Below are 13309 nucleotides of genomic sequence, written 5' to 3'. Positions count from 1 at the left end.
ACCAGCACCAGATTCTCGACATTGTCGTACAGATAGACGCCGGCGTTCGCGACCTTCACATCGGCATAGACGGTGTCATTGCCGCCGCCGACATCCTCGAACGTCAGATCATCGCCGGTGTCGACCCAATAGATATCGTCGCCCGCATCGCCGTCCAGCAGGTCATAGTCGGCAAGGCCTGAGTCCCCGCGCAGGATGTCATTGCCCGCGCCGCCGACCAGGATGTCGGTGTCGAAGGTCGCGCCGCCCCACAGGACGTCGTCGCCGTCCTGGCCGTAAAGCGCATCGGCCCCGGCCTCGCCGAACAGCGCATCATGGCCCGCGCCGCCGACCAGATAGTCGATCCCGGCGCCGCCATAGAGGCTGTCGTTCCCGGCCTCGCCGAACAGATTGTCGTTTCCGGCCTGTCCAAAGATCACATCGCTGCCGTCGCCCCCCAGCAGCAGATTGTTTCGATCATTGCCGGTGATCTGGTTGTCCAGCGCATTGCCGACGCCAAAGGTGTTGCCGGTGCCGGTGAGGATCAACGTCTCGATGTTGTCATACAGATAGAAGCTGGAGGACGCATAAACGATGTCCATCCCTTCATCCGCATTTTCGAAGACCAGATCCTGCTGGATGTCGACGTAGAAGGTGTCATTGCCGAGCCCTCCGTACATCCGGTCATTGCCCCGGCCACCATCAAGGACGTCGTCCCCGGTGCCGCCATCCAGAAAGTCTGTGTACCCAGTGCCGCTCAGCACGTCGTTGCCACCACCACCGTATATACGAATATTCGATGAGCCGACCGCAGTCCCCGGGCGCGCCACAAATACATCATTGTAATCAGTGAGATACACGCCGTAGAGATATTCAATACCATCCAGGACGCCATTCATCGCTTCGGCCAGTGACGCCAGGTCGCCCGACGAAAGGTCGATGTTCACGCCGGACGTTGCCCGCACGAGACTGACGTAGACGGCATCGCTTCCCGCTCCACCGTAGATGCGATCATTCAGCCCGGCATGGATGATATCGTTGCCGAGGCCTGCATCGACATAGTCGGCGTCTCCGTCATCGGCGAGCGCGCCGAGCGATCCGGTGACATCGTCGGTGAAGCACCACCCAGAGGTCGCGATCTGGTCGTCAAATCCGGTGCCCGTAATCGTGTCCGCGCCTCGGCCGGCCGCCACATAGCCGACGCCGGTCAGCTGATCCGCGTAGTCAGTCGCCCGAAGGTAGTAGCCCTCAAAGTTGGTCAGGCTGCCCCCGATAAGGGTCGACAACTGGGACTGCCAATTAGCTTGTTGCGTGTAGGTGATGCCGTTGGTCCGGCCAATGAGGCTGACGACCACCACATCGGTGTCAATTCCACCGTCGGCGATGTCGCCAAGCCCGACAAAAACAAAGTCCGACCACTCGCCCCCATAGAGGCGATCGACCGCATAATCCTCGGCATAGGGGTCGAAGGTAAATCCCAGCGGTCCGAAATTCTGGCCGAAAAAGAGCACGGGGCCAGGCGTCCGGGCGCTATTGGTGTCTCCGCCGTGGTGGAAAAGGAAGTCGGTGTCACTCAGACCATAGAGCGTGTCGCTCCCGATCCCGCCCAGCAGGAACTGGCGTCCTGTATCGCCGTTGAGTTCGTCATTGCCGGCACCGCCAAAGACCCAGTCGACACCGAGCGGATAGGGCGCAGGCCCCGAGAACAGCCGGTCATTGCCGCCCATCCCGTGAATGACGTCCGAGCCGTCCCCGCCATTGATGGTGTCCGCGCCGCCTGTGCCGACGAGCGTGTCGTCCCCGCCAGTCCCGTTGATGATCGCCATGAGAGCCCCTGCTGCGCCAACAGGCTGTCCGGACGGGACGGTCTGAGACGGCATTCCGGGGCATCCTTCACGCCCCCCGGACCCACGTTATGGCACCTTTACGGGCACGCCAACCCTTAACGCCCTGAGGGGAATGCAGTTTTTGGGTCGAGGGAGATCCGTTTCCCCTACCGCCCGAATTTCTGGAACTTGATGCGGTGGGGGATGAGGCTGTCGACGCCGAGGCGGCGCTTCTTGTCTTCCTCGTAGGCTTCGAAGTTGCCCTCGAACCATTCGACGTGGCTGTCGCCCTCGAAGGCGAGGATGTGCGTGGCCAGACGGTCCAGGAACCAGCGGTCGTGGGAGATGACCACGGCGCAGCCGGCGAACTGTTCCAGCGCTTCCTCGAGGTTCTGAAGCGTCTCGATGTCGAGGTCGTTGGTCGGTTCGTCGAGCAGGATCAGATTGCCGCCCGTCGCCAGCGTCTTGGCCAGGTGCACGCGGTTGCGCTCACCGCCGGACAGCTGGCCGACCTTCTTCTGCTGGTCGCCGCCCTTGAAGTTGAAGCTGCCGACATAGGCGCGGGTGTTGATCTCGCGCTTGCCGACCATCATCACATCGGTGCCGCCGGAGATCGCCTGCCAGATGGTCTCGTCGGGCTTCAGATCGTCGCGCGACTGGTCGACATAGGCCAGCTTGACCGTCTCGCCGACCTTGATGGTGCCGCCGTCGGGCTGCTCCTGGCCGGTGATCAGCTTGAACATGGTCGACTTGCCGGCGCCGTTCGGGCCGATCACGCCGACGATGCCGTTGGGCGGCAGGCGGAAGGTCAGATTGTCGAACAGCAGCTTGTCGCCGTAGGATTTCTTCAGGCCCTCGACCTCCAGCACCACATTGCCCAGACGCGGGCCGGGCGGGATCTGGATGTGGGCGTGGGTCTGGGCGCCGCGCAGGCTTTCCTGCTCGTCGACCATCCGCTCATAGGCGGCCAGACGGGCCTTGGACTTGGCCTGACGGGCCTTGGCGCCCGACCGCACCCATTCCAGTTCGCGGGTCAGCGCGCGCTGGCGGGCCTCGGACTCGGACTGTTCCTGCACGACGCGCTTGGTCTTGGCTTCCAGCCAGCTGGAATAGTTGCCCTCGTGCGGGTGGCCCTTGCCGCGGTCCAGCTCCAGCGTCCACTTGGTGACGAGGTCGAGGAAGTAGCGGTCGTGGGTCACCAGGATGACGCAGCCCGGGAAGGCTTCCAGGTGGTGCTGCAGCCAGGCCACCGACTCGGCGTCGAGGTGGTTGGTCGGTTCGTCGAGCAGCAGCATGTCAGGCTTGCTGAGCAGCAGGCGGGCCAGCGCCACGCGGCGCTTTTCACCGCCGGACAGATTGGTCACCGCCCAGTCGTCGGGCGGGCAGCGCAGGGCGTCCATGGCCATTTCGATGCGGCTGTCGATGTCCCAGACGTCGCCGGCGTCGATCTTTTCCTGGAGGGCGGTCATCTCCTCCATCAGTTCGTCGGAGTAGTTCTCGGCCATCTCCATGGCGATGGCGTTGAAGCGGTTGACCCACTGCTTTTCTTCGCACCAGGCCTCGACGTTCTCGCGGACGTTCAGGCTGTCATCCAGATGCGGCTCCTGCTCCAGGTAGCCGCGCTTGATGCCGTCAGCGGCCCGGGCCTCGCCGGTGAACTCCTTGTCCAGCCCGGCCATGATCTTCAGCAGGGTGGATTTACCCGAGCCGTTGACCCCGACCACGCCGATCTTGGCGTCGTTGTAGAAGCTCAGCCAGATGTTCTCGAAGATCTTCTTGCCGCCGGGAAAGGTCTTGGTCAGACCCTGCATCTGAAAGATAAACTGCTGCGCCATGAGTGCGGTGCGCCCTGTGGTCTGGAGTATGGGGGAGGTTGCACCGGCATGTAGCGACTGCGTGGGCGAAGGGCAACGTCAGGCCGCTCGCTCACCAGTTTGCATCCATACGCGCCTCTCGCGGCCTCCTTAGGGAAACCGCGGGGAGGGAGACAACATCATGCGAAACGCATTTCTGGCAGGAGGTCTGATCGCGCTGACCCTGATGGGACGAGTCGACATCGCATGGGCACAGTCCGCTGATCCCCGCGCGGCCCAGGCGGACGCCTTCATCGCGCGCAGTCTGGAAGCCCTCGGCGTGGTGCCCGGGATCGCGGTTGCCGTCGTTGTCGGGGACGAGGTCGTCTTTCTGACCGGGCAGGGGGTCACCGACGTCCGCAGCGGGATCCCGGTCGATGCCAATACGCGGTTCTATATCGCCTCATCGACCAAGCCGATGGTGGCGCTGGCCATTGCCGCCATGGATGCGCGGGGCGATGTGGACCTTGATGCGCCGGTCGGGGTCTGGTCCCACGCCGGCCTGCCCGCCGACATCGCGGGCGCGGTGACCCTGACGGACCTTCTGTCCCACCGCGCGGGGGTGGAGAACGACGCTCTGACGTTTCGCCTCGCCTATTCGGGGGAGCACTCGGCTTCCGTTCGCAGAGACCTTGTCGCGGCCACCACATGGGACGCCGACACCCCCCACGGCCAGTTCCGCTATTCGAACGTCGGCTACAATCTGGCCACCACCCTGATCGAGGCAGATCGTGGGCTGGACTGGCGCGATCTGGTCGTGCGCGAAGTCCTGACGCCCCTCGGCATGATGGCGACGACGCCCTGGATCGAGGCCGAGCGCGGCCGGGCGAGCGTGGCCGCCGGCCATTTCGGTCACCTGCCCCCCGGACCGGTCGTGGCGGTGCTGCAAAAGACCGACCAGACCATGCACTCCGCCGGGGGGCTGGTCGCCAGCGCCCGCGACATGGCGCGTTGGCTCGAGATCCAGCTGACCGACGGGGTTCTGGACGGGCACCGCATCTTCCCGGCCGGACTGGTGGCGTCGACCCATCAGACCCGGGTTGCGACAGACGCCACCTTCGGTCCCTACAAACGCCTTGGCTACGGGTTGGGCTGGTATGTGGGACAGTACGGGGACCAGACCCTGATCCATCATTTCGGCAATTTCGGCGGTTCGCGGGCCCATGTCTCCTTCATGCCCGAGCGCGGCATCGGCGTCGTGGTTCTGATCAACGAGGATGCCGTGGCCGGGGGCTTTGCCGACATCGTCGCCAACTATCTCTATGATCTCTATGGCGGACGCCCCGACGTTGACGCGATTTTTGACGCAGAAGTCGCGGCTCTGGCCCAGCGCATCGAAGGTCTTCGTCCGCGCATCGCTGCCGACGTCGAGGCCCGACGCACGCGGCCCTGGCGGCTTGACCATCCGATGGCGTCCTATGTCGGTGTCTATGAAAGTCCGGCGATGGGGCGGCTGTATGTCGGGTCCACCGGCGATGGGCTGATCCTGTCGATCGGCGTTCTGTCCGCCGAGGCCGAGCCCTTTACCGCGCCCAACAGCCTTCGGATCGAACTGATCCCGCTGCGGGGCGAGGTTCTCACGTTCGACGGAACGGGTCGGCTGACCTATGGAGGCGTGGTATTCGAGCGGCGCCGCCCCTGAGCGCCTTCAGACGGTGTCCAGCATCCAGCGTGCCGCCCGCAGGTCGTCGATGAAGCGGATGCGTTCGGCGGTACGGGTGGCCTCATCCGGCAGGCGCAGCAGATAGGACGGGTGGACGGTCGGAAGCACCGGCGTGCCGTCCTCCAGCCGGATCGGCCGGCCCCGGTCCTTGGTCACCGCGATCTTATGGCCCAGCACGCCCAAGGCCGCCGTCGCCCCCAGCGTCACGATCAGCCGGGGTTTCACCAAGGCTCGCTCGGCGTCCAGCCACCCGCGGCAGGCCTCCACCTCGCCCGCATCCGGGGTCTTGTGCAGGCGTCGCTTGCCGCGCGGCTCATGCTTGAAATGCTTGACCGCATTGGTGACCCAGGCGCGCTCGCGGTCCAGCCCGGCCTCGGCCAGCGCGGCGTCCAGCACCTGACCGGCGGGGCCGACAAAGGGCTGACCCGACAGGTCCTCCTGATCGCCCGGCTGCTCGCCCACGATCATCAGGTCGGCGCGCTCCGGCCCCTTGCCGCAGACGGCCTGGGTGGCGTCGCGCCACAGGGGGCAGCGGCGGCAGCCCTGAACCGCCTCGCTCAGGGCGGGCAGGGAGTCGGGCGCCAGCACCGGCTCAGGACGCACCACCACTGGCGCCACGGCCTTCATCAGTCGGGCATTGGCCGGGCTGGCGGGCGTGGCCACCATCGCGCCCAGCCGGGCCTCGGCCTCACGGATCATGCCCGGGATCAGCGCCGCCTCGGGCAGATTGGCCCAGTAGCGACGCGGCATCTCGCTCTGCATCATCTTCGTCTTCAGCCGGGCCGGATTGAAGGTCGAGGCGTAATAGGTCTTCCAGAACTCCTCGACATCGTCGCCCTCGGGGGCCTGGTCCTTCGTTGCGGCCGGGCCGAAGCTGAGGCGCTCAAGGTCCCAGTGGGCGGTGCCGTCCGGCGTCAGGATCGTCCAGCGCATCGTGGTGAAGCGCCGCTGGAAAAAGGGCGCGGTCCGTTCCAGCACCCGGTGGGCCGGCTCGAACCAGGCGATCCAGTGTTCGCCGCCCTCATCCTCGATCCGGCGAAAGCGGACAAAGGCCTTCATCTTGTGCGCCGCGCGGCTGACGTTTTTCGCCCGCTCCGTGGCGTCGGCCACATCGCGGTCCGAGACGATGTGCAGCAAGGTCCGTTCCCGCTGTAGCCGCCACAGCAGCCGGTACAACAGGTCGAACCGGTCCACCGAGCGGTGCAGGGCCACCTGTTCGGCGAGGTCCAGAAAGGCGCGGGGCACACTCAGGCTGAAGCCGGCCGGGACCGGGGCAGGGGGCGCCTCATCCTCGAACAGGCCGCCGGGGGCCGTTCCGGTCAGGAAGCAGGTATTCGACGGCGGACTGCCCTCGGCCAGCAGAGCGCGCGCGGCCTCGCGCCAGCCCTCAAGGTCGGTTTCGGACGCCAGACGCACGCACCGCATCAGAACAGGCTCAGTTGCTCGGGCTCGCGCGGCTTCACCAGACGCGCCTTGAGATCGACGGCATCGGTCAGGCCACCGGGCGTCCAGTCCAGCGTCGTGATGAACGGTCTGATCTTGTCCAGACTGCGCGTCAGCCGCTGGATGTCCTCTAGCCGCAAGGTCCGATAGCGCCGCACCTTCAGGATGCGATCGACGGATTTCACCCCCAGTCCCGGCACCCGCAACAGGGTTTCGCGCTCGGCCAGATTCACATCGACGGGGAAGCTGGCCCGATTGGCCAGGGCCCAGCCCAGCTTGGGATCGACTGCCAGGTCCAGCATGCCGTCGGGCGTGGCCGAGGCGATCTCGGGCGCGGAGAAGCCATAGAACCGCATCAGCCAGTCGGCCTGGTACAGCCGGTGCTCTCGGATCAGCGGGGGTTTCGACAGCGGCAGTTGCGCCGAGGAGTCCGGAATGGGGCTGAAGGCCGAATAATAGACCCGGCGCAGACCATAGCCGCCATACAGCGACGCAGATCGTTCCAGGATCTCGCCGTCCGGGGCGCCGTCCGCGCCGATGATCAGCTGGGTCGACTGGCCGCCGGGGGCAAAGCGCGGTGGGCGCTTGCGATCCTTCTTCGCCGGCCGGGCGGCCTCGACCCGCTGGCGGACCTGACCCATGGTCCGCTTGATCACGCCGGCGTCCTTCTGCGGTGCCAGCCGGGCCAGCGCCTCGTCGCGCGGCAGTTCGATATTGGCCGACAGCCGGTCGGCATAAAGCCCCGCCTGGGCCACCAGATCAGGGTCGGCCTCGGGGATCAGCTTCAGATGGATATAGCCGCGAAAGTCGTGCTCCTCGCGCAGCATCCGCGCGACCCGCACCAACTCCTCCATCGTATAGTCGCCGGACTGGACGATGCCGGATGAGAGGAACAGCCCCTCGATATAGTTCCGCCGATAGAAGTTCAGCGTCAGGTCGACGACTTCCTGCACCGAGAACCGCGCCCGCGGCACGTTCGACGACACCCGGTTGATGCAATAGGCGCAGTCATAGATGCAGAAATTCGTCAGCAGGATCTTCAGCAGGCTGACGCAGCGCCCGTCCGGCGTATAGGCGTGGCAGATGCCCATCCCCTCGGTCGAGCCGATCCCCTTGCCCCCGACCGAGTTCCGCTTCGCCGCCCCCGACGACGCGCACGAGGCATCATACTTGGCCGCATCGGCGAGGATTTCCAGCTTCTTGCGCAGATCGAGACGGGCCATGTGTTCATGCTATGTTCCATATCGCAAGACAGGTCCAGCGTGGCTGTTGCGGGCGGAATGTCGCGGGGGCCGCGCCCGCCACACTTGCCTGTTGCGGTGCAGCATGCGACAGGGCGGGCAACCTGGACCCGCGCCACTGGATGGCTTGCGGGTGGCTATTCCGGCCGCCGATCCGCCGGAGCAACGAAACCGGCCTGAGGACTAGCACCGTGTCGTCACGCGGCGGGCCCGTTCCTTGTCTGTGATTCCCATGTCTGTTTTCCAATCGGCCCGCGAGCAGTGGCTGGCGCAACCGCGCAAGGATCTGCTGGCCGGCACCGTCGTCGCCCTGGCCCTGATCCCCGAGGCCATCGCCTTTTCCATCATCGCCGGGGTCGATCCGGCGGTCGGCCTGTACGCCAGCTTCGTCATCGCCGTGACGATCGCCTTCGTCGGCGGCCGCCCGGCCATGATCAGCGCCGCGACCGGGGCCATGGCCCTGCTGATGGTGACCCTGGTGCGCGACCACGGGCTGGAATATCTGTTCGCCGCCTCGATCCTGACCGGGATTTTCCAGATCGGCGTGGGCATCCTCAAGCTCGGCCGATACATCAAATTCGTCTCCAGCTCGGTGATGACCGGCTTCGTCAATTCGCTGGCGATCCTGATCTTCATGGCCCAGCTGCCCGAGCTGATCGGGATGGGCTGGCAGACCTACGGGCTGGTCGCGGCCGGGCTGGCGGTCATCTATGGCCTGCCGCGCCTGACGAGGGCGGTGCCTTCGGCGCTGGTGGCCATTGTCCTGCTGAGCGGCTTTGTCATCTGGAGCGGGATGGATGTCCGCACTGTCGGTGACATGGGCGAGATGCCGACCACCTTCCCGATGTTCCACATCCCCATGGTGCCCCTGACCTGGGAAACCCTCGCCATCATCGGACCGGTGGCCGCGACCCTGGCCTTCGTCGGCCTGCTGGAAAGCCTGCTGACCGCCAATCTGCTGGATGACATCACCGACACGCCGTCCGACAAGGACCGCGAGACCCGCGGCCAGGGCGTTGCCAATATCGCAGCGGGCTTGTTCGGCGGCATGGCGGGCTGCGCCATGATCGGCCAGTCGATCATCAATGTGACCAGTGGCGCGCGCGGACGACTGTCGACCCTGTGGGCGGGCCTGTTCCTGCTGTTCCTGATCCTGGTGCTGCAGGACTGGGTGGCGCGCATTCCGATGGCGGCGCTGGTGGCCGTCATGATCATGGTCTCGATCGGCACCTTCAACTGGAACTCGGTGCTCAAGCTCCGCACCATGCCGTTCCAGTCCTCGGTGGTCATGCTGGCCACCACGATCACCGTGGTCCTGACCCACGACCTGTCCAAGGGGGTGGTGCTGGGTGTGGTGCTGTCGGCCATCTTCTTCATGCGCAAGGTCGGCAAGACCGTGGTCGTCGAGGAGGTCGAGGCCCCAGAGGGCGAGCTGAAATACCGCGTCAGCGGCAATCTGTTCTTCGCCTCGGCCGATGTCTTTGCCGCCAGCTTCGAGCATCACGGCCACCCGACGGTGGTCGAGATCGACATGTCGAACGCCCATCTGTGGGACGTGACCGGCGTCGTGGCCGTCGACAAGGTGGTGTTCCGCTACCGCCGTCAGGGTGCGCGCGTCGTGGTGTCCGGCATGAATGTCGCGGCCCAGACCCTTGTCGCCAAGCTGGGCCGCCACGAAAAGGAACACCTGCCCGCCGGGGCCGGAGCGCACTGACGTCAAGGGCACGTCACCCTCGGACTTGATCCGAGGGTCGGTGTCACGCCGGCCGCCGGAGTGCCCGCACCGACCCTCTGGTCAAACCAGAGGATGACGGGTTCATCGGACTTACGCGTAGTTGAAGCTGATTGAGATGCGTTCGGCCTTCGCGGCATTGGGCGGCACCTCGTGCCTGAGCCAGCTTTCCCACATCAGGATCGTGCCCGGTCGGGGTGCCAGATAGACGAAAGGCCGCTCGGCCTCCGGGGCGTCGGTATGAACCCCCGGCCGCGCCATCATCATCGGCAGGCGCGGGTCTTCCAGTTTCAGGGACGAGGCCCCGTCCGGCACCTCGACATAGATCGTGCCTGACAAAAAGGCGTGCGGGTGGATATGGCCCGAGTGGCTGCCGCCGGGCTTCAGCACATTGACCCACAGATTATCCAGCCGGGGCTTTCTCGCCAGATCGAAGTTCAGCGCCCCGGCATAGGCCAGCGCATGCCGGTCCAGATGCCGTTTCAGCGCCTCGAACTCGGGCATGCGCTTCGGCAGGTCGTTGAGCGAGCCGTAAGATGTATAGCCGCGATAGCCGTGATCCCGGCACCAGGTGCGGCCCGCGCCGTCCTCGACCGCCAGCAGGCGACAGGCTTCGCCCAGCTCCGCCACGAGTGAACTGTCGTCCAGGGCGGACTCATAGACCTGGGTCACAAACAGGGGGCGCAATGTCATGACGACGGGATAGCCTGTCGCGCGCCCTGCGAGAAGCGGCTCAGAAGGGCAGGGCCGCTTCGCCGCGGAGAATGGCGTCCGCCTCCACCGTATGCGGCGCGCCCTCGCTGTCGTGCAGGATCAACGGCGGCAGCAGGCGCAGCGGCGCCTTGCCGGTCTTGATCGCCTGGACCAGGACCCGCTTGGCCGGCTGATCGGCAAACGGATGGATGGGGCGGATGGCGAACGACCCGGCCTTGGGCGCCAGCAGCGCGAGGATATCGGCCAGCCGCTCGGCCCGGTGGATGATGACGATCCGCCCGCCCTCGCGCACCGCCTTCAGCAAAAGGCCGGTCCAGGCCTCAAGACCGTCGTCGGCCATCCAGGCTGCGCGCCGCTCGGGCGAAGGGGGCCTCAGCGCCCCGGGATCGTCAAAGAAGGGCGGATTGCTCACCGCCCAGTCGAATGGGAGAAGGTCCAGCGCGCGGAAGCCATCGGCCACGTCGCCGGTGCGGATCTCCGCACGGTCGCCCAGCCCGTTCGTCTCGATATTGCGCCGCGCCAGTTCGGCGATCTCCGCCTCGCGCTCGACCCCGACCAGCTGCACCCCGGCGCAGCGCGCCGCGATCTGGGTCAGGACCGCCCCGGGGCCGCAGCCGGCCTCGATCACCCGCTCGCCGGACCGGGCCGCGACCGAGGCCGCCAGCAGCGCCGCATCCATGCCCGCGCGATAGCCCCGTACCGGCTGCGCCAGCCGCACCCGTCCGCCCAGCAGGGCGTCTTCCCGCACCTCGGGGATACTGCCTGCGACCGTCACGCGTCTTGACCCTTCATGGTCCGATCACCATTGTGCGCGCCAACCCGCCCCGGCAAGACGGGCGTTGGGTTTTTCTTCTCCCCCGCCGTATCTCGTGAGTTCCCCTTGGACGCCGTTTCCAATTCCGTCAGCAGACCCGCCGGAGATGTCGCCCCCATCGTGCGGCTGAGCCAGCCGGACATGGACCGCGTCAACCAGCTGATCCGCGAGCGGATGGCCTCGGATGTCCCGCTGATTCCGGCGCTGGCCGACCACCTGATCGCGGCGGGCGGCAAGCGGCTGCGTCCCATGCTGACCATTGCCGCCGCGCGCGCCTCGGGCGGGGGAAAGGGCATCGATGCCCCTCTGCATCTGGCCGCGGCGGTCGAGTTTATCCATACCGCTACCTTGCTGCACGACGATGTGGTCGACACCTCCGACCTGCGCCGGGGCAAGGTCGCCGCCCATCTGATCTGGGGCGCCCCGTCCAGCGTCCTGGTCGGCGACTTCCTGTTCGCCCGCGCCTTTGAACTGATGGTGGAGACGGACTCCATGCGCGCGCTGGGCATCCTGGCCCGCGCCTCCAGCGTCATCTCCGAAGGCGAGGTGCTGCAACTGACGCGCGCCCACGACCTCAACCTCGATACCGCCGTCTATCTCGACATCATCACCGCCAAGACCGCCGAACTGTTCGCCGCCGCCGCCGAGGCGGGCGCGGTCGGTGCGGGCGCCGATGACGCGGTGATCAAGGGTCTGCGCGACTATGGCATGAACCTCGGCATCGCCTTCCAGCTGGCCGACGATGCCCTGGACTACGGCGGCACCGCCTCGGCCCTCGGCAAGAACGCAGGCGACGACTTCCGCGAGGGCAAGGTCACCCTGCCGCTGATCCTGGCGATCGAGCGCGGCGGCGGTCCTAATGACGGCTTCTGGGACCAGGCCTTTGCCAAGTCCGTGCGCGACGATGACGACTTTGCTCGCGCCCGCGAACGGGTGATCGGCACCGGTTCCGTCAGCGCCACCCTCGACGTTGCGGGGGACTATGCAGACGCCGCCAAGGCCGCGCTGGCCGTCCTGCCCGACAGCGACTGGCGAGAGGCCCTCGACCTGCTGGCCGACTACGCCGTCAGCCGGGCCGTATAGCCTCCCGCGCTGCAGCGGCGTCTCCAGCTCTTGCCCTCATGGCCGCTTGTCGGGCTTCAATCTGATCGGCCAGAATGTCGATGCGTTCCATGTGGCTGTTGAAGAACGCCAGATCGGCATCGCGATAGAACGAGAACTGGCCGTTCTGAGCCTCCCAGATACGCGGACGAACAGCCAGAAAAGCCAGCAAGGCCTCCCATGAGTTGAGGATTTCGCTCTCGAGAAGCCGGATTATCTTCAATTCCTCAAGGATGCGGCCCGTGTTTCGATCAAACCCGGTCAGGCCACGTCCCTTCGTGAAGGCACCAACATCCGAGGTTTCGATCTCGGCGCGCGTTGCCTCTATCTCGCTTCGGAAAAACGCCTCATTCGCCGCCATTAATTCCCTGTAGGCGGCAATATTGGTGCGTGCCTCATCGATACCCCGCTGGCGCATCAGGGTCTCGGGCGCCAGGACCTTGCCTCCAAGCAGGACTTCGTACTGCGCGTTATATTCCAGTGTTTCCGCCTCGATCCGCTCGGTGAGGCGATCATCGATGGCCAGAAGCCTGGCTTCGTCCGGCCCCGATGATGCGACCAGCACAGTCAAGGCAATCGCGGGCAAAGCTCCGACGACGGCCGCGCCGAGAATGAACGGGGCGTGCCGCCCGACCAGTTCCTGTCCCGACGTCCTGAGGAAGACGATGGCATGGACGCCCAGCATCACCGCAAATACCAGGGCGATGCTGCCGGCAATGCTGCCGAGCAGGTAGGACGTCCTGTATCCCTCGGCGTCGGCCGCCATATTCCCCGGCGCGCCGATTGTGCTGATCAGGGACCATCCCACGGCAACCACACACGTCAGGATCAGCCAGCCCCAGCGTCGAGGACGCGGTCGAATAAGGCTCTCGGTCATGCGTTTGATCTCCCCCCGAGGGGAAGCTTAACGATGATGAACCGTCTGACAAGCCGCGTACACGCG

10 protein-coding genes and 1 other annotated feature are annotated in these 13309 nt (G+C 65.9%); of the genes, 3 read left to right on the top strand and 7 right to left on the bottom strand.

The annotated features are described in order from the left end of the window. Together V7672_RS06695 and ettA are read right to left on the bottom strand one after the other, a co-directional pair. The coding region (locus V7672_RS06695) for a calcium-binding protein (RefSeq protein ID WP_335623810.1) at positions 1-1805 on the bottom strand (1805 nt) is incomplete at its 3' end. A gap of 167 nt (positions 1806-1972) precedes the next feature. Beyond that, positions 1973-3640, bottom strand: coding sequence for an energy-dependent translational throttle protein EttA (gene ettA / locus V7672_RS06690; RefSeq protein WP_335623809.1), 1668 nt, complete (start codon positions 3638-3640; stop codon positions 1973-1975). Positions 3641-3800: 160 nt separating this feature from the next. On the opposite strand from ettA, the gene V7672_RS06685 reads away from it, so the two are divergent. Further along, positions 3801-5300: a serine hydrolase domain-containing protein gene (locus V7672_RS06685; RefSeq protein WP_335623808.1), complete on the top strand. Its 1500-nt coding sequence runs from the start codon at positions 3801-3803 to the stop codon at positions 5298-5300. A gap of 6 nt (positions 5301-5306) precedes the next feature. Here V7672_RS06685 and V7672_RS06680 read toward each other — a convergent pair whose 3' ends face one another. Next, a complete protein-coding gene (locus V7672_RS06680; RefSeq protein ID WP_335623807.1) occupies positions 5307-6746 on the bottom strand; it encodes a UdgX family uracil-DNA binding protein in 1440 nt (479 codons plus the stop codon). Then, positions 6746-7987 carry a putative DNA modification/repair radical SAM protein gene (locus tag V7672_RS06675; protein WP_335623806.1) on the bottom strand — a complete coding sequence of 414 codons (1242 nt, stop codon included), beginning with the start codon at positions 7985-7987 and terminating at the stop codon, positions 6746-6748. The genes V7672_RS06680 and V7672_RS06675 overlap by 1 nt, the downstream gene beginning before the upstream one ends. A 121-nt stretch (positions 7988-8108) precedes the next feature. After that, positions 8109-8172, top strand: a sequence feature (sul1 is cis-regulatory element that is thought to sense ions involved in sulfur or methionine metabolism; They are found in Alphaproteobacteria). 65 nt (positions 8173-8237) lie between these two features. On the opposite strand from V7672_RS06675, the gene V7672_RS06670 reads away from it, so the two are divergent. Then, a complete protein-coding gene (locus tag V7672_RS06670; RefSeq protein WP_335623805.1) occupies positions 8238-9719 on the top strand; it encodes a SulP family inorganic anion transporter in 1482 nt (493 codons plus the stop codon). Positions 9720-9830: 111 nt separating this feature from the next. Here V7672_RS06670 and V7672_RS06665 read toward each other — a convergent pair whose 3' ends face one another. Together V7672_RS06665 and V7672_RS06660 are read right to left on the bottom strand one after the other, a co-directional pair. Continuing rightward, entirely contained in the window at positions 9831-10430 is a 600-nt protein-coding gene (locus tag V7672_RS06665) for a TIGR02466 family protein (RefSeq protein ID WP_335623804.1), read from the bottom strand. A gap of 40 nt (positions 10431-10470) precedes the next feature. Further along, positions 10471-11226 (bottom strand): tRNA1(Val) (adenine(37)-N6)-methyltransferase, encoded by a 756-nt coding sequence (locus tag V7672_RS06660; RefSeq protein ID WP_335623803.1) that lies wholly within the window; start codon positions 11224-11226, stop codon positions 10471-10473. A gap of 105 nt (positions 11227-11331) precedes the next feature. Here V7672_RS06660 and V7672_RS06655 point away from each other — a divergent pair, with 105 nt between their 5' ends. Further along, positions 11332-12348, top strand: a complete 1017-nt coding sequence (locus tag V7672_RS06655; protein ID WP_335623802.1) for a polyprenyl synthetase family protein — start codon at positions 11332-11334, stop codon at positions 12346-12348. On the opposite strand, the gene V7672_RS06650 is transcribed toward V7672_RS06655, so the two are convergent. Further along, complete coding sequence (locus tag V7672_RS06650; protein WP_335623801.1) at positions 12332-13243, bottom strand: hypothetical protein; 912 nt, start codon at positions 13241-13243, stop codon at positions 12332-12334. The genes V7672_RS06655 and V7672_RS06650 overlap by 17 nt on opposite strands. Between the last annotated feature and the right edge of the window lie 66 nt (positions 13244-13309).

The sequence above is a fragment of the Brevundimonas sp. genome (assembly GCF_036963785.1).
Taxonomy (GTDB): domain Bacteria; phylum Pseudomonadota; class Alphaproteobacteria; order Caulobacterales; family Caulobacteraceae; genus Brevundimonas.
Note: the sequence above shows the minus strand (reverse complement) of the source record. Positions and strands in the feature narration are given on the sequence as shown.